The organism is Pseudotamlana haliotis, assembly GCF_008806375.1.
In the GTDB taxonomy this organism is placed as follows: Bacteria; Bacteroidota; Bacteroidia; order Flavobacteriales; family Flavobacteriaceae; genus Pseudotamlana; species Pseudotamlana haliotis.
Genome location: NZ_WAAT01000022.1, coordinates 249,142 through 268,161, shown reverse-complemented (window position 1 = coordinate 268,161; position 19,020 = coordinate 249,142). Strand labels below are relative to the sequence as shown.

General features: G+C 35.4%; 20 protein-coding genes. 16 read left to right on the top strand and 4 right to left on the bottom strand.

Annotation, left to right across the window (positions count from 1 at the left end; translation table 11 throughout):
• Positions 1-57: 57 nt before the first annotated feature.
• Positions 58-1,380 carry an aspartate kinase gene (locus F6U93_RS03320; RefSeq protein ID WP_150936796.1) on the bottom strand — a complete coding sequence of 441 codons (1,323 nt, stop codon included), beginning with the start codon at positions 1,378-1,380 and terminating at the stop codon, positions 58-60.
• Positions 1,381-1,488: 108 nt separating this feature from the next.
• Here F6U93_RS03320 and F6U93_RS03315 point away from each other — a divergent pair, with 108 nt between their 5' ends.
• Complete coding sequence (locus F6U93_RS03315) at positions 1,489-2,145, top strand: hypothetical protein (RefSeq protein ID WP_150936795.1); 657 nt, start codon at positions 1,489-1,491, stop codon at positions 2,143-2,145.
• Positions 2,146-2,376: 231 nt separating this feature from the next.
• Here the strand turns inward: F6U93_RS03315 and F6U93_RS03305 are convergent, their stop codons facing one another.
• Complete coding sequence (locus tag F6U93_RS03305) at positions 2,377-4,056, bottom strand: FAD-dependent oxidoreductase (protein WP_150936791.1); 1,680 nt, start codon at positions 4,054-4,056, stop codon at positions 2,377-2,379.
• A 164-nt stretch (positions 4,057-4,220) separates the two neighbouring features.
• Between F6U93_RS03305 and F6U93_RS03300 the strand changes: the two genes are divergently transcribed.
• On the top strand, positions 4,221-4,994 hold the full coding sequence (locus tag F6U93_RS03300) for an alpha/beta fold hydrolase (protein ID WP_150936789.1): 774 nt from the start codon (positions 4,221-4,223) through the stop codon (positions 4,992-4,994).
• A 65-nt stretch (positions 4,995-5,059) separates the two neighbouring features.
• The gene (locus F6U93_RS03295; RefSeq protein ID WP_150936787.1) at positions 5,060-5,338 is read left to right on the top strand and encodes a hypothetical protein; all 279 of its coding nucleotides are present in this window, start codon (positions 5,060-5,062) and stop codon (positions 5,336-5,338) included.
• A gap of 48 nt (positions 5,339-5,386) precedes the next feature.
• On the opposite strand, the gene thiL is transcribed toward F6U93_RS03295, so the two are convergent.
• Positions 5,387-6,433 (bottom strand): thiamine-phosphate kinase, encoded by a 1,047-nt coding sequence (thiL, locus tag F6U93_RS03290; protein WP_150936785.1) that lies wholly within the window; start codon positions 6,431-6,433, stop codon positions 5,387-5,389.
• A 561-nt stretch (positions 6,434-6,994) separates the two neighbouring features.
• Here thiL and F6U93_RS03285 point away from each other — a divergent pair.
• The 13 genes from F6U93_RS03285 (at position 6,995) to F6U93_RS03225 (ending at position 16,576) form a co-directional block, all read left to right on the top strand.
• Entirely contained in the window at positions 6,995-7,324 is a 330-nt protein-coding gene (locus F6U93_RS03285) for a HesB/IscA family protein (protein ID WP_150936783.1), read from the top strand.
• A 50-nt stretch (positions 7,325-7,374) separates the two neighbouring features.
• Positions 7,375-7,746, top strand: a complete 372-nt coding sequence (locus F6U93_RS03280) for a four helix bundle protein (protein ID WP_150936781.1) — start codon at positions 7,375-7,377, stop codon at positions 7,744-7,746.
• Between the two features lie 33 nt (positions 7,747-7,779).
• Positions 7,780-9,228, top strand: a complete 1,449-nt coding sequence (sufB, locus tag F6U93_RS03275; protein ID WP_150936779.1) for a Fe-S cluster assembly protein SufB — start codon at positions 7,780-7,782, stop codon at positions 9,226-9,228.
• A 62-nt stretch (positions 9,229-9,290) separates the two neighbouring features.
• Positions 9,291-9,683 (top strand): hypothetical protein, encoded by a 393-nt coding sequence (locus F6U93_RS03270; protein ID WP_150936777.1) that lies wholly within the window; start codon positions 9,291-9,293, stop codon positions 9,681-9,683.
• Position 9,684: 1 nt separating this feature from the next.
• On the top strand, positions 9,685-10,437 hold the full coding sequence (gene sufC / locus F6U93_RS03265; RefSeq protein ID WP_150936775.1) for a Fe-S cluster assembly ATPase SufC: 753 nt from the start codon (positions 9,685-9,687) through the stop codon (positions 10,435-10,437).
• A gap of 37 nt (positions 10,438-10,474) precedes the next feature.
• Positions 10,475-10,864, top strand: a complete 390-nt coding sequence (locus tag F6U93_RS03260; RefSeq protein WP_150936773.1) for a four helix bundle protein — start codon at positions 10,475-10,477, stop codon at positions 10,862-10,864.
• Positions 10,865-10,923: 59 nt separating this feature from the next.
• Positions 10,924-12,237: a Fe-S cluster assembly protein SufD gene (sufD, locus tag F6U93_RS03255; protein ID WP_150936823.1), complete on the top strand. Its 1,314-nt coding sequence runs from the start codon at positions 10,924-10,926 to the stop codon at positions 12,235-12,237.
• Between the two features lie 154 nt (positions 12,238-12,391).
• Entirely contained in the window at positions 12,392-13,606 is a 1,215-nt protein-coding gene (locus tag F6U93_RS03250) for an aminotransferase class V-fold PLP-dependent enzyme (RefSeq protein WP_150936771.1), read from the top strand.
• 45 nt (positions 13,607-13,651) lie between these two features.
• Entirely contained in the window at positions 13,652-14,128 is a 477-nt protein-coding gene (locus tag F6U93_RS03245) for a hypothetical protein (RefSeq protein WP_150936769.1), read from the top strand.
• 39 nt (positions 14,129-14,167) lie between these two features.
• The gene (locus F6U93_RS03240) at positions 14,168-14,590 is read left to right on the top strand and encodes a SufE family protein (RefSeq protein WP_150936767.1); all 423 of its coding nucleotides are present in this window, start codon (positions 14,168-14,170) and stop codon (positions 14,588-14,590) included.
• A 95-nt stretch (positions 14,591-14,685) separates the two neighbouring features.
• Complete coding sequence (locus tag F6U93_RS03235) at positions 14,686-15,009, top strand: SUF system Fe-S cluster assembly protein (RefSeq protein WP_150936765.1); 324 nt, start codon at positions 14,686-14,688, stop codon at positions 15,007-15,009.
• A gap of 62 nt (positions 15,010-15,071) precedes the next feature.
• Positions 15,072-15,578: a DUF2480 family protein gene (locus F6U93_RS03230; protein ID WP_150936763.1), complete on the top strand. Its 507-nt coding sequence runs from the start codon at positions 15,072-15,074 to the stop codon at positions 15,576-15,578.
• A 62-nt stretch (positions 15,579-15,640) separates the two neighbouring features.
• The gene (locus F6U93_RS03225) at positions 15,641-16,576 is read left to right on the top strand and encodes a DUF3078 domain-containing protein (RefSeq protein WP_150936761.1); all 936 of its coding nucleotides are present in this window, start codon (positions 15,641-15,643) and stop codon (positions 16,574-16,576) included.
• A 188-nt stretch (positions 16,577-16,764) separates the two neighbouring features.
• Here the strand turns inward: F6U93_RS03225 and F6U93_RS03220 are convergent, their stop codons facing one another.
• Positions 16,765-19,020, bottom strand: a complete 2,256-nt coding sequence (locus F6U93_RS03220) for a transglycosylase domain-containing protein (RefSeq protein WP_150936759.1) — start codon at positions 19,018-19,020, stop codon at positions 16,765-16,767.

The window sequence follows — 19,020 nt, the reverse complement described above, 5'->3', positions numbered from 1 at the left end:
TAATCCTTTAATAATCTGTATCGGTTATTTAGGACTAGACAAAAACTGAGTAATATTTTAAGGAGTGACTAATTCAAATAAATATGTATTAAGTTTTTGCAGCGTATTAATTTTATCCTTAGAATCAATTAATAATGATATGTTATTCTGACTTCCACCATAAGAAATCATTCTAATTTTTACGTCTTGTAATATTTTAAACAACCTAAACGTATCGTCATGATTTACAACTTCATGCCCTACTAAACACACAATACTTTGGTTTTTATCCACCTCAATCGTGGCAATTTTATCCAACTCAGCCAAAATAGGCTCTAAATTTGAATCGTCGTCAATGGTTAATGATACCGCAACTTCAGAAGTGGTAATCATATCAATAGACGTTTTATAAGTCTCAAAGATTTCAAAAACTTTCTTCAAGAAACCATGAGCTTGTAGCATGCGCGCCGATTTAATTTTAATCGCTGTAATACCATCTTTAGCAGCAATCGCTTTAATACCATCACCAGCAGTCACACTAGAAATTAAAGTTCCATGCGCTGAAGGCTCCATAGTGTTTTTTAATCGTACCGGAATATTGTCAGCTCTTACAGGCGTTACCGTTTGCGGGTGTAAAATCTTAGCACCAAAATAAGCCAACTCAGCCGCCTCATCAAATGATAAATTTGAAATAGGATGCGTGTTCTCTACGTGACGCGGATCATTATTATGCATGCCATCTATATCTGTCCAAATCTGAACTTCCTCAGCTAGAAAAGCAGCACCAATAATGGTAGCCGTATAATCACTTCCACCACGTTGTAAGTTTGAAATTTGATCTTCAGTATCTAAACAAATAAAACCTTGAGTAATGTAGATCTCTGAATCTGGAGTCGCTTCAAAAACTTTTTTAAAGTTTTCTTTGATATAAGCGATATCTGGTTCTTTATTCTCATCAATACGCATAAAATCTAAAGCAGGTAACAAAGTCGAACTTACACCTTCTTGATTTAAAAACGCATTAAACATGTAAGTTGAAAGTAATTCGCCTTGCGCTACAATTTGATTTTCTAAATTCACACAAAATGTTTTTGAAGCACAACTTTCTAAAAAGCTAAACACATTAGCGACATATGCTTTCACACTAGCATTTAAATCACCGTTCTGTAAAAGGTTATCAACCGTCACTTTGTAAGTCTCATGAAGTGTTGTCACTTTTTCAACCGCAGCAGCACTATTTCCAGCCTCAATATCTTGTCCGATTGCAACCAATTGATTGGTTGTTCCAGACATGGCTGAAAGCACTACAATCTTTTTCTCACCATCGTTAATTATATTTTTAACGTTGGTCATATTTTCCACCGAACCTACAGATGTTCCTCCAAATTTTAATACTTTCATGACTATCAATTTGCGGGCGAAATTATAATTAATTTAGGTAACTACTATGTTTATTTAAAAAAAAGTTTATTTTTACACATATTGTTAAATAGTTAACATTTAGTATTCATGAAAACGGTATCAAATTGCGTTGAAGACATATTAATTACGCAACCCTACTTAGAAGAAGCACTCTCTCGAAACATCATCAACTTTAGTGCTTTAGCCATAGAACTGGTGGAACCTATAAGTAACATGCTTAAAAAGGAGGTGAAACCTGGAGCGATTATGATGGCCTTACGCCGTTATAATCCGCCAGCCACTTTATCAAATTCGCTTAAAATGAAAAAAGCGATCCAGAATTTAGGTGATATTACTGTACGCTCAAACCTCACTGATTTTACGGTTAAAAACTCAGATACGCTTATTGATAATCACTCCAAAATTTTGGAACGCATTAAAATAGAATCTAAACCCTTCTATACTTTTACCAGAGGGATTCACGAAAGCAACATCATTATCTCTAGCAGTTTAAACGATTTTATAAAAGGCGAACTTAAAAACGAAACCCTATTAGCTGTTCAAGAAGGTTTATCGGCCATTAGCATTAACTTACCACAAGACAATTCTAAAATCGCAGGTTTGTATTACCATTTCTTTAAGCGTTTGGCTTGGGATGGTGTCGTGATGTACGAGGTCATTTCAACTACCAATGAGTTTACTATTTTGGTTGAAGACGAATATGTAGATAAAGCCTTTACAGCTATTAAACGTGTGAAATCTTAAGGCTTTACCACTTTGTTTCATGTATCCTTATCACAATAAAATAAAGCAACGCATTAAAAACAACGAGCTTGAAAGCTATGAATATGTTATAAAATACAAATCCATAAACCCTTGCTTACTTTTACATTTTTCTACAGAACCTAAAATTCGCCCTATACGTGAACATCGTTTTGAAGAATACGAGGCCCTGCTAAGTCAGCTTTAACAATATAAACACCTATTCGCTATTATTTATTCACCAACCAATTCAACCTTATCACTATACATTTCCCAAATTTTAAACCCACCAGCAAGGTTCTTAACTGTTTTGATACCATTGTTTCTCAGAATTAATTCAGCTAGATAACCTCTCATACCCTTTTGACAAAATATGATCACGTCCTTATCTTGGTTTTTAATAAAATCAATATGATCTCGAATAGCATCCAAAGGATAATTTAAAGCCCCAGGAATAGTACCTTTTTCATATTCTTTCTCTGTTCTCGCATCTAACAGCAAGTAATCATGATTTAAATCCTGATCCATCAAGTCCTCTAAAGCTTCCACAGAGATTTGCTCACTCTTACCACTAATCATATTTTGAGCAACAAAGCTAGTCACCACAACAGGATCTTTAGCCGGTGAAAATGGCGGTGCATAGGCCAAATCTAACTGAGACAAATCGCTTATTTTCAACTTCGCATAAATAGCAGTACTTAAAACGTCAACACGCTTATCTACACCTATTTCTCCAAATAATTCTGCACCTAAAATTTCTTCGGTTTCGGCATGATAATAAATTTCAGTAATCAAGTCTTTCTGCCCAGGGTAATACCCAGGTGTCGCTCCAGCCACGGTTAAAACCGTTTTAAAAGCAATGCCTTTTTCTTTTAAAAACGTAGGATTCATGCCGGTTCTTGCTAGTGTATAACCAAAAACTTTGACAATAGCGGTTTTATAAGCCCCATAAAACGCTACGGTATTTCCTTGAACAGCATTAGCTCCAGCAGCACGCCCTGCCTTATTAGAATGAGTTCCTAACGGAAAATAATCATAGGTATTGGTTTGAAGATTCTTTAAAGAAATGTTATCACCAGCCGCATAAACATCCTTTATAGATGTTTCCATAAAGTCATTGACTTTCAATGCACCATTGGCAATAGCCTCAGCACCTTCAGTCAACAACAAATCTGTATTTGGCTTAATACCTGTACTTAGTATGACAAAATCTGTAGCAATACGTTTTCCGTCTTTTGTTTCAACCGCTAAAATTTTACTTTCTTTATCAATTTCAAATTTAGACACTAAAGTTTCTGTTAAAACTTCAATCCCTTCAGACTCTAAAATATTTCCTGCAAAATTCCCGAATTTCTGCTGCCACATATTTAATACATGAGATGATCCTTCAATTAAAGTCACATTTTTACCAGCTTCTCTTAAGTTTTCAGCTACTTCAACGCCAATTAACCCAGCACCAACAATGGTAATGTGTTTTGATTCACTTGTTAGGCCTAACTTCGTGATTTTATCAAAATCGGGCATCGAACGGCAAGTAGACCAATTACTTGCCAATTTTATATTTTCTATAGGAGGCACTATCGATCGTGCACCTGTTGCAAAAATGAGTTTATCATAAGCGTATGATTTATCTTTTGAAAAAACCAATTTAGCAGCCGTATCGATATTTACAATTTCTTCATTCAATCGTACATCGATATTAAATCGATTTTGCAATAATTCCGGTTTAACCACCATTAATTTATCACGACTTTCAATCACTCCAGAAAACGCATAAGGCATACCACAGGTAGCATAACTAATATTAGCACCCTTTTCAAACAAAATAATCTCTGCTTGCTCATCTTCTCTTCTTGCTTTTGCTGCTGCCGAAGGTCCGGCTGACAAACCACCTATCACGATAATTTTTTTCATATCACTTATAATTTATTTGGCAAATATCAACTATACTCGAAAAACAGGGTGTAACCTTTATTACATATGACTTTTGAGATGATGTCTTTTAACTAAAAATAATGCTCCTAATATTTATTAATAGGTAAAAGCTATCTTTTATATTTGTAATACACAATGACGTTATGGTTTTAGAATTTAAAGGCACAAACATTCACTACACCGATTCAGGTAAAGGTCATGCCATAGTGCTTCTTCACGGCTTTTTAGAAAGCACCAAAATATGGAAAAAACTCGCTCCAGAACTCTCAAAAAAACACCGTGTTATTTGCATTGATTTATTGGGTCACGGACAAACAGGCTGTCTAGGCTATGTACACACCATGGAACAAATGGCAGAAGCCGTTGAGTTCGTTCTTAAAAATCTTCGTATTAGACGCTCCACGTTTATCGGGCACTCTATGGGTGGTTATGTGGCACTCGCTTTCGCGGAAAAACACCCCGACAACCTAAAAGGACTTTGTTTACTGAACTCAACAGCACGTTCAGATTCTCCTGAAAAACAAATCAATAGAGATCGTACGATTGTAACCGTAAAAAAAAGTCACGAAACCTTTATTAGGATTGCAATCACAAATTTATTCCGACCGAAAAATCGAAAACTTTTTAAAGAGGAAATAAAAGCACTCATTAGTGAAGCTAAACAAACACCACTTCAAGGCATTGTAGCCGCATTAGAAGGTATGAAAATTAGAGATAATCGAGAAGCCCTATTACACTTTACACCCTTCAAAAAAATGATGATTGCTGGCAAAAAAGACCCCGTTTTAAACCACGAAGCCCTTCTGGAAGAAGTTGAAGATTCTCAAGTGAGATTTATAGAATTTCCAGACGGACATATGTCGTTTATCGAAAACGAAAGTGAATTACTACAAGAACTAGTGCATTTCATCGAATAATAGCTGCTTTTTGTCGTGTTATTGGGTTTTCTTTTTATATTTAAAGCAATCCAAATCAAAAAAACATGAAAACAACGTCTAACAAAATGGCTTTAATACCAAAAGTGTATTGCTCACTTTTTGGTCATGAGTATCAAGTAACTAAGAATGTAACTTCTCATGTCAAAGAGTACACCTGTAAAAATTGTAAAAAGGAATTAACAACCGATAGTAACGGGAACTTAACCGAACTCACACCAACGTTTCGAGAAATCAATGTGATATTAGAGCGTGTTTATAACTCTAAAACAGAACGGTTAAAAGAAAAAGCAATTAATAGCACCACAATCTATCAGCACGTTTAGCAAGCACCACAACATCTTCCCTTAAAAACAGCTTGCTTTCAATACAGCTTAGTCATTAAAATTTTTCCAACCTTGCGCTTTAATAGGAATTCGCGTGTCAGCTCGTGTTACCAAATGTAACCCCTCGCTTGCCTGCTTGATATGCCCTATCACGGTAAGATGTGGATTGGCTTTAATTTTAGCATAATCATCTTGAGAAATTGTGAATAATAACTCATAATCTTCTCCACCATTTAACGCCACAGTTGTACTGTCTATATCAAACTCCTCACAGGTAGAAATGACTTGAGGATCTAACGGAATTTTTTCTTCGTAAAGATCACAACCGACCTCACTTTGTTTGCAAATGTGAATAATTTCAGAAGATAAACCATCGCTAATATCTATCATAGCCGTAGGCTTCACATCCAATTCAGCTAATAATTGCGGAATATCTTTTCGCGCTTCAGGTTTTAACTGTCTTTCAATAATATAAGTATAAGGCTCTAAATCAGGTTGATTATTTGGGTTTACCTTGTAAACTTCCTTTTCACGCTCTAAAACTTGTAAGCCCATATAAGCAGCACCAACATCACCAGAAACAACAAGTAAATCATTTGGTTTTGCACCATTTCTATACACTTCTTTTTCGGCATCAACCGTACCCATAGCTGTTACAGAAATAAGTAATCCAGTTGTTGACGACGTTGTATCCCCACCAATAACATCAATACCATAAACATTGGCCGCAGTTTCTATTCCTGCATAAATTTCTTCTAAAGCTTCTAAAGGAAAACGATTAGAAACCGCAATAGAAACCGTAACCTGAGTAGCTTCGGCATTCATAGCATAAACATCAGATAAATTTACCACAATCGACTTGTAACCTAAATGCTTCAACGGCACATAACTCAAATCAAAATGCACCCCTTCCACCAACAAATCTGTGGTCACGACAACACGTTTTTTACCAAAATCTAAAACAGCAGCATCGTCTCCAATACCTTTCAACGTAGAGCTTTGTTTAATCTTGAAATGCTGGGTTAAGTGATCTATTAATCCAAATTCACCTAAATCACTCAACTGTGTTCTTTGTGGGTTTTTATCTTCTATCATGCTGCAAAAATAAGAAGCAATTTTCGTTTTTACTACCTTTATTAAAAAACATCAGGTTTACATAGTGAGCTACCCATTTTGTAACGGCATTACTAATGTCACCCTGAACTTGTTTCAAGACCACATAAAATAGCTTACAACGGCGCTAAAAAACCGAAATCACAACACACCAAGGAAATTATATATCTAAATAACAAATAGATAGACTACAATACTAAAGCCCCAAAACGCTTCGGTTTACACTTCCACGGAAATAAAAAACAAGCATAAAACGTCTTAAATGACGAAAATTTGATTTCAAAAAAACAGGGCACTTCCGCTATCTGATTATAAATTCTTTAAAAATTCCCTAATTCACAAACAATAACAAAAAACTATAAAACTATATACTAATATAATGTTAGGTTACATGGTAATGCATGACTTATATTGTATATTTGCACTCTGTTTTTGGAATCTTTCTAAATTAAACCGAAAAATATTTTTTAATAGATTGATTCTAAAACTTTTAAGATGGCATGTATCACATTAAATATTACATGATAAAATCTAATAAAAATTATGATAAAAGTTTCTGAAACGGCTAAAAAGAAAGTCATAGAGCTGATGACCGATGATGGTTATGATGCCTCTACAGATTACGTACGCGTTGGTGTTAAAAGCGGTGGTTGTTCTGGTTTGTCTTACGATTTAAAATTTGACAAAACCCAAGACGACGACGATAAAGTTTTTGAAGACAATGGGGTTAAGATCATTGTAGACAAAAAGAGCTTTTTATACTTAATAGGCACCACTTTAGAATATTCAGGTGGTTTGAATGGAACTGGGTTCGTTTTTAACAACCCTAACGCCAACCGAACTTGTGGTTGTGGCGAATCATTTTCGTTATAATCAAAGCGTTTGAATGTTGAACGTTATAAAGTAGAAAAGTAATTTAATAGATGGCTAAGTTTAATACTTTTGAAGAAATAATTTCATGGCAAAAAGCAAGAGAATTAAACTCCGAAATTTATAAGTTAACAAATAACAACACTTCTTTTTCCAAAGATTTTGGGTTAAGAGATCAAATAAGAAGATCAAGCATTTCAATCTCTTCGAATATAGCTGAAGGATTTGAAAGAGAAACAACAAAAGAGTTCATTCGTTTTTTATACATAGCAAAAGCATCAGCTGGAGAATTTCGATCTCAATTGTATTTGAGTTTTGATATTGAATATATTACAAATGAGCAATTTGAAAAATTAAAGTTAAAAGTAAACGAAGTTTCTAAATTGTTAAGTGGCTTAATAAAGTACTTAACCTCAACTTTATAACTTTCAACTTTACAAACTATTTTACAAAGATATATGAGCAAGTATACCGAGGATGATTTACGCGAAGAGCTAAAAACCAAAGAATACGAATACGGGTTTTATACCGATATAGAGTCTGATACATTTCCAATTGGTTTAAATGAAGATATCGTGCGTGCCATTTCTAAAAAGAAAGAGGAGCCACAATGGATGACAGACTGGAGACTTGAAGCGTTTAGAGTTTGGAAAGAAATGACCGAGCCAGAATGGGCAAACGTGCATTATACCAAACCAGATTTTCAAGCCATTTCATACTATTCTGCACCAAACAGCAAACCAAAATACGATAGCATTGACGAGGTTGACCCAGAATTACTGGAAACTTTCGCAAAACTAGGGATTTCACTCGATGAACAAAAGAAATTAGCCGGTGTTGCTATGGATGTGGTAGTTGATTCGGTTTCAGTAGCAACAACATTCAAGAAAACACTTGGTGAAAAAGGTATTATTTTCATGAGTATTTCTGAAGCAATTAAAGAGCATCCAGAATTAGTTAGAAAATATTTAGGAACCGTAGTTCCTCAAAAAGATAACTTCTACGCAGCCTTAAATTCGGCCGTATTTAGTGATGGTTCTTTTTGCTACATTCCTAAAGGCGTAAAATGCCCAATGGAATTATCGACTTACTTTAGAATCAACCAAGCTGGTACCGGACAATTTGAACGTACTTTAGTGGTTGCTGATGAAGGGAGTTACGTAAGTTACCTAGAAGGTTGTACCGCGCCAAGTCGTGATGAAAACCAATTACACGCCGCCGTTGTAGAGCTTATTGCTTTAGACGATGCTGAAATTAAATATTCAACAGTACAAAACTGGTTCCCTGGAAATGCTGAAGGTAAAGGTGGGGTTTACAACTTTGTAACCAAACGTGGTTTATGCGAGAAAAACGCTAAAATCTCTTGGACACAAGTGGAGACAGGATCTGCAGTAACCTGGAAATACCCTTCTTGTATCTTAAAAGGTGATAATTCGGTTGGTGAGTTTTACTCGATTGCCGTAACAAACAATTATCAACAAGCTGATACGGGAACGAAAATGATTCATTTGGGGAAAAACACCAAATCGACCATTATTTCTAAAGGTATTTCAGCCGGGAAATCTCAAAACAGTTACCGTGGTTTAGTACAAATAGGGTCACGCGCCGAAAATGCTCGAAACTTTTCACAATGTGATAGTTTATTAATGGGTAACGAATGTGGTGCGCATACCTTCCCGTACATTGAAGCCAAAAATAAATCGGCTAAAATCGAACACGAAGCAACAACGAGTAAAATTGGTGAAGACCAAATTTTCTATTGTAACCAACGTGGTATCGATACCGAAAAAGCCATCGCCTTAATTGTGAATGGATTTAGCAAAGAGGTTTTAAACAAACTCCCAATGGAATTTGCTGTTGAAGCCCAAAAATTATTAGAAATTAGTTTAGAAGGAAGTGTAGGATAATTTTTTTAACGAGAACACACTTAGTTAGTTAAAGTGTCGTTTTAAGTTAAAACCCATTCAAAATGAGAAAATTATTTTTTATCACATTAATTCTAACAGCATTTATAAGTTGTAAAAACGAATCTAAACCAGAGGAAACTACAGCAACTTATAGCGAAAACGAACTCACTACTATAAAAGGTGATTTTGTGTATTTCGAAGGTGCTGGCGTTCTGCAATCACATAACACTATTTATGGGGTGCTAGATTCAGGACAATTAAAAGCGCTTGTAGCGCAAGCAGATAAAATCAAAACCGAACCAACTGATATGGTTCAAGTCGAGATAAAAGGAAAAGTTACAGATCAAAAAGATGATGTTATTCTTTGGGAGAATAAGGTGGAAATCGTTGAAATTATAAACGTAAAACCCGCTTCTAAAGAAACCAACAACATTGTAAAATTAGGAAACCAATAGTATGTTAAAAATTGAGAATTTACACGCAAGTGTTGAGGATAAAAACATTTTAAAAGGGATTAACCTTGAGGTGAAACCAGGAGAAGTTCATGCCATCATGGGACCAAACGGTTCAGGTAAAAGTACACTATCATCTGTGGTAGCTGGAAAAGAAGAATATGAAGTAACCGATGGAAAAATATTTTTTGAAGGTGAAGATATTGAAGAATTAGCTGCTGAAGAACGTGCCCACAAAGGCATCTTTTTATCGTTCCAATACCCAGTTGAAATTCCTGGTGTTTCTGTGACTAACTTCATTAAAACAGCCATCAACGAATCTAGAAAAGCTAAAGGATTAGAAGACATGCCTGCAAAAGACATGCTTAAACTTATCCGCGATAAAGCTGAATTACTAGAAATCGATCGTAAATTTTTATCACGTTCACTTAACGAAGGTTTTTCGGGTGGTGAGAAAAAACGTAATGAGATTTTCCAAATGGCGATGCTAGAACCAAAATTGGCTATTCTTGATGAAACCGATTCAGGGTTAGATATTGATGCCCTTCGTATTGTTGCCAATGGTGTTAATAAATTAAAAAGTAAAGACAATGCTGTTGTAGTAATCACACACTACCAACGTTTATTAGATTATATCGTACCTGATTTTGTACACGTTTTACACAACGGACGTATTGTAAAATCTGGTGGAAAAGAATTAGCGCACGAGCTTGAAGAAAGAGGTTACGACTGGATTAAGGAAGAAGTAAACGCATAGTTAGTTAAGAAGGTTTAAAGTTTAATGTTTCAGGTTAATGCCTACTATCAAACGATTTGAAGATTTAGAAACTTGGCAAGAAACCAGAAGACTATTTAATCAAATAAAGGATATCGCTAATGAAACCGCTTTAAAAACTGATTATAGATTAAAAGACCAAATAAAAGCTTCGTCAGGTTCTGTAATGGACAATATTGCTGAAGGCTTCGAAAGAGATGGAAATTTAGAATTTCGTCAATTTCTTTCCATAGCTAAAGGCTCAGCAGGTGAAACCAGGTCTCAATTATATAGAGTTTTTGATTCAGAATATATTTCAGAAGAAAAATTCAAAACATTAGTTTCAGAATATGAACAACTAAGCAAACGATTATCTGCTTTCATTTCATATCTAAACAAAAAAGATTTTAAAGGAAGCAAGTTTAAATAAAGGGATTGAGTAAGCAACTTGAAACTGTTTTAACCTTAAACTTGAAACGATTTAGAAAAATGGATTTAAAAGACAAATTAGTATCATCATTTTTAGCATTTGAAAACAACGTCGATGTAGAATCGCATGTTCATAATGTAAGATCTGAGGCTATAAAAGTATTTGAAGAAAAAGGCTTTCCGACTAAAAAGGAAGAAGCTTGGAAATATACCTCTTTAAATAAATTATTAAAAGTAGATTACAGCGTTTTCCCTAAGCAAGAAAATGCCTTAGACTATAAAGACGTTAAAAAATATTTCATTCATGAAATTGACACCTACACGGTCGTTTTTATCGATGGAAAATATTCATCACATTTATCACAAACCACACACGATGGTATTGATGTGTGTTTAATGTCTTCGGCCTTAACAAGCCCAAAATACCGCTTAATTATTGAAAACCATTTCAATAAAGCAGCCAATAGTGATAGTTTAGCGTCTTTAAATACAGCATTTTCACAAGAGGGTGTTTACATTCACATTCCTAAAAATAAAATTGCCGATAAGCCTATTCAGTTTATCAATTTTTCAACAGGAACAGAAGCCGCCACCCTTTTACAACCACGCAATTTAGTTGTTGCCGAAGAAAATAGCCATGTGCAAATTATCGAGCGGCACCAAAGTTTAACAGAAAACCCTGTTTTAACCAATAGTGTGACCGAAATTTTTACTAAAAAACGTGCTATTGTTGATTATTACAAGATTCAAAACGACAGCGAAAATGCATCGTTAATAGATAATACCTTCATTAAACAGCAACGTGAAAGTATCGCTTCGGTACACACCTTTGCTTTTGGTGGAAAACTAATTAGAAACAACCTCAATTTCTTCCAAGAAGGCGAGCGTATCGATTCTATATTAAAAGGTGTTACTATTCTTGGTGATAAGCAACATGTAGATCACAATACGCTGGTTCACCATATTGAACCAAACTGTGAGAGTCACCAAGATTATAAAGGTATTTTTGGCGATAGTTCTACAGGGGTTTTCAATGGAAAAATTATTGTAGAAAAAGAAGCTCAAAAAACAAACGCTTTCCAATCTAACAACAATGTTTTGTTAAGCGACAAAGCGTCAATAAACACCAAGCCACAACTTGAGATTTTTGCAGACGATGTAAAATGCTCTCACGGTTGTACTATTGGGCAGCTAGACGAAAGCGCCTTATTTTACATGCAATCTCGTGGTATCCCTAAAAAAGAAGCTAAAGCGCTTTTAATGTATGCTTTTAGTAATAACGTTTTAAGTTCGGTTAAAATCCCAGAATTAAAGCAACGTATTAATAAAATTATAGCAAACAAATTAGGGGTTAACATCGGATTCGATTTATAATAAATTCCCTCGAAAGAGGGAATCTCTTAAACCTTACTGAAATTTTTATTTGAAGTTACCTTCCGCTTTTGGGTATGTTTGCCCTGAGCCGAGTGGAAGGACTCTCTACGAGGAGCTTCAACAAATGTCCCAATCGGGGCTAAGCCTTACAGCCATGTTCAAAGTAGAAGACATAAGAAAAGATTTTCCAATTCTTTCACGTAAAGTAAATGGCAAACCTTTAGTGTATTTTGATAATGCCGCCACATCACAAACCCCTAAACAGGTCATTGATGCCATGGTGGACTATTACTCAAATTATAACGCCAACATTCACCGTGGCGTACACACCTTGAGTCAGGAAGCTACAGATTTATACGAACAAGCGCGTTATAAAATACAAAACCACTTTAATGCTAAGTTCTCGCATGAAATCATTTTCACCTCGGGAACCACGCATGGCATTAATCTTATTGCCAATGGGTTTTCATCATTATTAAAAAAAGGAGACGAGATTATTGTTTCGGCCTTAGAGCATCACTCTAATATCGTGCCTTGGCAAATGCTTTGCGAACGTACAGGCGCAGAATTAAAGGTTATTCCAATGAACCAAGAAGGCGAATTGGTCATGGCAGAGTTTGACAACTTACTTTCAGAAAACACCAAACTTGTTTTTGTAAATCACGTTTCAAACGCCCTAGGTACCATTAACCCGATTGAATACATCATTGAAAAGGCACATCAAGTTGGTGCAGCAGTTTTAATTGATGGCGCACAATCGAGTCCGCATATAAAACCAGATGTTCAAAAATTAGATGTTGATTTTTACGTGGTTTCTGCTCATAAAATGTGTGGACCAACCGGTGTTGGTATGCTTTACGGTAAAGAAGAATGGTTGAAAAAATTGCCCCCTTATCAAGGAGGTGGTGAAATGATTGCTGAAGTTACTTTTGAAAAAACAACTTACGCCGATTTACCTCATAAATTCGAAGCCGGTACACCAAACATCGCTGGAGGTATCGTTTTTGGAGCGGCCTTAGATTATATGAACGGTATTGGTTTTGAAGCCATCGCGGCTTATGAGCATGAGCTTCTAGAATATGCCACCGAAAAATTGTTACAAATTGACGGACTTAAAATTTACGGTACTTCAGAACAAAAAACCTCAGTGATTTCATTTAATTTAGAAGGTATTCATCCCTATGATGTTGGTACCATTTTAGATAAACTTGGTATTGCCGTAAGAACAGGGCATCATTGCGCCCAACCTATCATGGACTATTATAAAATCCCTGGAACCGTACGCGCTTCATTAGCCTTTTACAACACTAAAGCTGAAATAGACGCCTTATTTGAAGGCGTAAAAAAGGCAAAGATGATGTTGTCTTAAACTGATTTTCGATTACTTTTCGTAATTTTATTTCAAATTCGGCTCATGAAATTAATAAGCATTCTTCTGTGTTGCCTTATGGGCGTGAAATCTTGTGGAACCGTGAACCATTCGAACTCAAACGATTCAATAGTAGAATCTGAAGCTTCAGAAACCCCTTCAGAGACGTTAATTACTTTTGAGTACACCACGACAACACGAGGTTCCTATCATAAAATAAGAGTCATAAAAAACATGATTGTTATTTCTAAAAAAAGAGGTAAACCAGGGACTCCCATAGTACTCGAACCTTCAGAATGGAAAAAACTATTAAGCCTTTTAGATTCGATTCCTTTAGATGAGATAAAAACTTTAGAAGCGCCTAGTAAAGATTTTGCCTTTGATGGTGCAGCTAAAGCTACGTTAAAAATTACTTCCAACGAAAAAACCTTTGAAACACCAGCTTTTGATCATGGGAATCCGCCACAAACAATCGCTCCTTTAGTTAAAGAACTGCTATCAATTTCCGAAAACATTGAATAGGAACATTTCTTATTGTATTTTTGCTTAAAATTTGAGACTGTGAGTATAGAAGAAATCCAAAATGAAATAATAGATGAATTCTCAATGTTTGAAGATTGGGAAGAGCGTTACCAATATATGATCGATTTGGGGAAAGATTTACCACTTATCGACGACCAATATAAAACCGACAGCAACATTATTAAAGGTTGCCAAAGTAAGGTTTGGGTACATGCTGAAATGGAAGATGGAAAATTAATATTTACTGCCGATAGTGATGCTATAATTACCAAAGGTATTATTGCAATTTTGGTACGTTCATTTTCAAATCAGCCACCAAAAGATATCATTCATGCCGAAACTGATTTTATTGATCAAATCGGACTTAAAGAACATTTGTCGCCAACCCGCGCCAATGGTTTGGTAAGCATGGTAAAGCAATTAAAAATGTATGCCGTAGCCTATCAAACACAAATGAAATAATTTCTGTAAAACAGGAATCATAACATATAGATTTCCGCTAAAGTTTATCTTGAGCAAAAACGAAAGGCGGAAATTAAAAAATAAATTATATAATTATGAGTGAAGCTATAGATACTGCCGAATTAGGAGAAAAAATCGTAAATGTTTTAAAAACTATTTACGATCCAGAAATCCCTGTAGATATTTACGAATTAGGTTTAATCTACGATGTTTTTGTAAACGAAGACAACGATGTTAAAATCTTAATGACTTTAACAACACCTAACTGTCCTGTTGCCGAAACTTTACCTTTAGAGGTTGAAGAAAAAGTAAAATCACTAGACGAAGTGAAAGGTGCTGAAGTAGAAATCACTTTTGATCCGCCATGGACACAAGAGCTTATGAGTGAAGAGGCAAAACTTGAATTGGGCATGCTGTAAACTAAGTTTTCAGGAAACCATTGCAGTTCACAAACAAACCAAACACTTAAAACTACATTTTTTTGAAAGACGAAATTATAAATCGCGTTGCTAATAGTAAATTAGTCACCGTTAACCTTGAAGATTATTACCCACAAGGCGAACGTGTATTATTTGATATTAAAGATTGGCTTTATGAAGGTTTTGTGCTTCGTGAAACAGACTTTAGAAATCAGGTTTCAGCATTTGATTGGAGTCAGTTTCAAGGGCAGTACATCGCGTTAACTTGTAGTAGCGATGCTATTATTCCGGGGTGGGCTTACATGTTACTAAGCATTCACCTAGAACCTTATGTCCAAAAAACATTAGTAGGAAGCTTAGACAACCTAGAAACCGCAATTTACCAAGATATCATTCAAGATTTAGATGTGAGTGAATTTGAAGGCAAGCCAATAATTATTAAAGGCTGTTCTAACAAACCTGTACCTCAAAACGCCTATATCATGCTTGCTAATAAATTAAAGCCTTTAGCAAAATCAATCATGTATGGTGAAGCCTGTTCATCGGTACCTTTATACAAAAAGAAATAAATCATCCCTATTTATAAATTTAAAATTCTAAACATTAATCCATTTTATTAAAACTACAAACTATGAAAAAAACGCTACTCATCTGTGCCTTATTTATAGGAATTACTACTGTAAATGCACAGACTAAAGAAGAATTAAAAGCCTTAAAATCGGCCAAAGAAGATTCGATTAGTGCACTTCAATCTGAAGTTGACGCCCTTAAAAAACAAATTGAAAAATTTCCAGGTTGGCATTACGGTGCTTTTGGTACTATAGGTGCTAATATATCTGAATTCAGCAACTGGTATGCTCAAGGGACACCTAACAATTCAGCCGGAAATATTACAATTACAGCAAACCCATTTGCTAAATTAAACAGAGAAAAGTTTTTCTGGTATAATACCGCGAACATCAACTTAAGTTGGGTGAAATTTGATGACAAAGATGATCCTACGGATGATAACGACTACAGACAAGCAACAGATGTTTTTACAGTAACTTCCCTTTATGGTTATAAGTTTACGAAAACATTAGCTGCTTCTGCATTAGGTGAGTACAGAACAACCTTATTAAATAATTTCAACGATCCAGGATATCTTGATCTAGGTATTGGTGTGACATGGACACCAATTAGCGAATTGGTTGTGGTAGTACACCCTTTAAACTACAATATTGTATTTTTTAGCGAAGAAACCGATATTTTCGACTCTTCTTTAGGTGCTAAAATTGTAGCCAATTATGCTAAAGAGTTCGGAAAATTAAAACTAAACTCTAACTTATCGATGTTCCAATCGTATAAGAGTTCAAACCTTTCTAACTGGACTTGGACCAACGCATTAGCGTATGAGGTATGGAAAGGTATTGGTTTAGGTTTTGAATTTGGTTTAAGAGACAACAAGCAAGAAGCTTTAAATTTTGCTGAGGAAAACGTACCTGATGGAGACCCGAAACCTACCTTCGACAATGTTGATAACGACTTACAGACCTACTGGACTTTTGGTTTAAGCTATGCATTTTAATTAGAAAGCATCTAAGTTACAGAGTAGCAAAGCTGCAAAGTTTTATGGATAGACAAAAAATATCTGTAGAACTTTGGAGCTTTTTTTCTTTAAGGGTTATTCAAAGTTACAAAACTGCAGAGGACAGTATCTCAATAGAAGAAAAAATATTAAGCTTAAGAAACTATGTCACTTTGAAACTTTGAAACTTATTCCCCCCTAAACTTCTTCTTTTTATGCTTTCGGGTAAATAAACGCTTTAGAAAGGAATCACGCTTTTCGGGTTCGCAATTTAAATCAGATTTCACCTGCTGCAACGGACTTTCAAATTTAGCTCTAGTAATGACATTGAAGGTCGTATCGGCATTCAGTTTTTTATAAAATTCAGCAAAAATTGGCAAGGCAGAATTAGCCCCTTGCCCCATTCCAGTGGTTTTAAATCCGATACCAAAATTATCATTACCTACCCAAGTTACCGTAACTAGATTTGGGGTAATCCCTACAAACCAACCATCTTTATTGTCCTGCGTCGTTCCCGTTTTTCCAGCGATATCATTTTTTAAACCATAATGACTTCTTAAACGCTTTGCAGTACCCTTATTGATCGTCGCCTTCATATACTCTAACATGACTTGACGCGTATAGTCACTGAAAGCCTGATTTTCTGAAATTTCCGGCTCAAAATTAGCGATTATATTTCCGTTTCGATCTTCTATTTTAGTGATATAATAAGGCTTCACAGGGCGACTGGAATTCACAAAACTGGTATAAGCACCCGTCAGCTCTTGAAGGTTTAACTCGGCAACACCTAGTGCCAGCGAAGGTTGATGGGGTAATGCTTTGGTAATACCCATCTTTTCGGCTTGCTCTAAAACCTTAGGAATGCCAACCTTATTCAATACTTTAACCGCAATAGTATTTATAGAATGGCTTAAGGCTTTTTCTAAAGAATAATTCTCGTGAGGGTCAACCTCATCGCCTCCAGAGTTACTTGGCGACCAATTATCATAATTGGTATAAGTGACTTTAGCTAAAGAGAAATATTCACAAGGTCGCATGCCATTTTCAATCGCTGCTGTATATACTACTGGTTTAAAAGTTGAACCTACTTGGCGCTCACTTTGTGTGATGTGGTCATATTTAAACACACGATAATTAATACCACCGATATAAGTTCTCACCGCGCCAGTACTTGGGTCAACAGACAACATACCTGTATTTAATAATTTTAAATACTGACTGATACTATCTCTAACACTGATGTTTTTAATGGTATCTCCTTCCCAAGAAAACAATTCCACATGACGTTTAACGGCTAATGAATCATTTATCTGTTCTTCAGTTAAGCCTTGAGCTTGGTACTGCTTATATTTTTTAAGCTTCTTAACTTCAGCATCTACAAGTTTTTTATCATTCCACGGTCCTGAATCGCCATAAGAGGCTTCAAAAGCCGCTTGTAATTTAGCCATGTGCGATTTCATGGCTTCCTCGGCCAATTGCTGCATTTTAAAATCTAAGGTGGTATGCACAATCAAACCGTCCTTATACAAATCATAAGAGGCTCCTTCCTGAGAAACAATGGTATCTAAAATGGCCGTTAATTCCTTTTTAACTTGTTCTCTAAAATAAGGTGCTACACCCATGTCGTGATTAAATGAACGGTAGTGTAAAACCACATCTTCATTTGTAATTACTTCTAAGGAATCTGTAGATAAATAGCCATACTTCTCCATTTGCGATAAAACCACATCACGACGTTCTTGGCTACGTTTTAAATTTAATCGGGGATTGTAGTAGGTATTCGCTTTAAGTGAGCCGACTAAAATAGCAGCTTCAGAGGTAGTGAGATCCTTAGTTGATTTATTAAAAAATTTCTGAGAGGCACTTTCTATACCATAGGTGTTATCAGAAAAAGGAACCGTATTAAAATAGAGGGTTAAAATTTCTTCTTTTGTATAGATTTCCTCGAGTCGCTTGGCAATAATACTTTCTTTAAACTTATTGACTACAATACCGAACATCCAAAAATCATCGCGCCCGAACAAATTTTTTGCCAATTGCAGTGTTATGGTACTTCCGCCTCCTGATGATTTATCTTGGAGTAAAATACTTTTAACAAAAACACGTAATAAACTCACGTTATCAATGCCATCATGCTGAAAAAACCGCACATCTTCAGTAGCAACCAGGGCATCAATTAAGTGCTGAGGAAGCTCTTCATATTCTAAAGGTTGCCTGTCATAAATGTAATATTTACCAATTAACGCTCCGTCTTTATCACGAACTTCGGTAGCTTCTTCTTGAATGATAGAACTTAAATCTTCAGTAGTAGGTACTTTTCCGAAGGCACCAAAATAAATACTAAAAAATAGACCAATAAAAAACAGAATTACAAAGGCTCCTAATAAAAACAGGCCCTTAATCCATTTATTTTTCCATAGTTTTTTTATCAACCTCTTGTTCAT

What these genes read in the sequence shown, in the direction of transcription:
- F6U93_RS03260 (WP_150936773.1), top strand. Translation starts at nt 10,475, where the DNA reads ATGCCTACTATCAAACGATTTGAAGATTTAGAAACTTGGCAAGAAACC.
- F6U93_RS03220 (WP_150936759.1), bottom strand. Translation starts at nt 19,020, where the DNA reads ATGAACAAGAGGTTGATAAAAAAACTATGGAAAAATAAATGGATTAAG.
- sufB (WP_150936779.1), top strand. Translation starts at nt 7,780, where the DNA reads ATGAGCAAGTATACCGAGGATGATTTACGCGAAGAGCTAAAAACCAAA.
- F6U93_RS03305 (WP_150936791.1), bottom strand. Translation starts at nt 4,056, where the DNA reads ATGAAAAAAATTATCGTGATAGGTGGTTTGTCAGCCGGACCTTCGGCA.
- F6U93_RS03235 (WP_150936765.1), top strand. Translation starts at nt 14,686, where the DNA reads ATGAGTGAAGCTATAGATACTGCCGAATTAGGAGAAAAAATCGTAAAT.
- F6U93_RS03245 (WP_150936769.1), top strand. Translation starts at nt 13,652, where the DNA reads ATGAAATTAATAAGCATTCTTCTGTGTTGCCTTATGGGCGTGAAATCT.
- F6U93_RS03295 (WP_150936787.1), top strand. Translation starts at nt 5,060, where the DNA reads ATGAAAACAACGTCTAACAAAATGGCTTTAATACCAAAAGTGTATTGC.
- sufD (WP_150936823.1), top strand. Translation starts at nt 10,924, where the DNA reads ATGGATTTAAAAGACAAATTAGTATCATCATTTTTAGCATTTGAAAAC.
- thiL (WP_150936785.1), bottom strand. Translation starts at nt 6,433, where the DNA reads ATGATAGAAGATAAAAACCCACAAAGAACACAGTTGAGTGATTTAGGT.
- sufC (WP_150936775.1), top strand. Translation starts at nt 9,685, where the DNA reads ATGTTAAAAATTGAGAATTTACACGCAAGTGTTGAGGATAAAAACATT.
- F6U93_RS03225 (WP_150936761.1), top strand. Translation starts at nt 15,641, where the DNA reads ATGAAAAAAACGCTACTCATCTGTGCCTTATTTATAGGAATTACTACT.
- F6U93_RS03280 (WP_150936781.1), top strand. Translation starts at nt 7,375, where the DNA reads ATGGCTAAGTTTAATACTTTTGAAGAAATAATTTCATGGCAAAAAGCA.
- F6U93_RS03315 (WP_150936795.1), top strand. Translation starts at nt 1,489, where the DNA reads ATGAAAACGGTATCAAATTGCGTTGAAGACATATTAATTACGCAACCC.
- F6U93_RS03250 (WP_150936771.1), top strand. Translation starts at nt 12,392, where the DNA reads ATGTTCAAAGTAGAAGACATAAGAAAAGATTTTCCAATTCTTTCACGT.
- F6U93_RS03270 (WP_150936777.1), top strand. Translation starts at nt 9,291, where the DNA reads ATGAGAAAATTATTTTTTATCACATTAATTCTAACAGCATTTATAAGT.
- F6U93_RS03300 (WP_150936789.1), top strand. Translation starts at nt 4,221, where the DNA reads ATGGTTTTAGAATTTAAAGGCACAAACATTCACTACACCGATTCAGGT.
- F6U93_RS03285 (WP_150936783.1), top strand. Translation starts at nt 6,995, where the DNA reads ATGATAAAAGTTTCTGAAACGGCTAAAAAGAAAGTCATAGAGCTGATG.
- F6U93_RS03320 (WP_150936796.1), bottom strand. Translation starts at nt 1,380, where the DNA reads ATGAAAGTATTAAAATTTGGAGGAACATCTGTAGGTTCGGTGGAAAAT.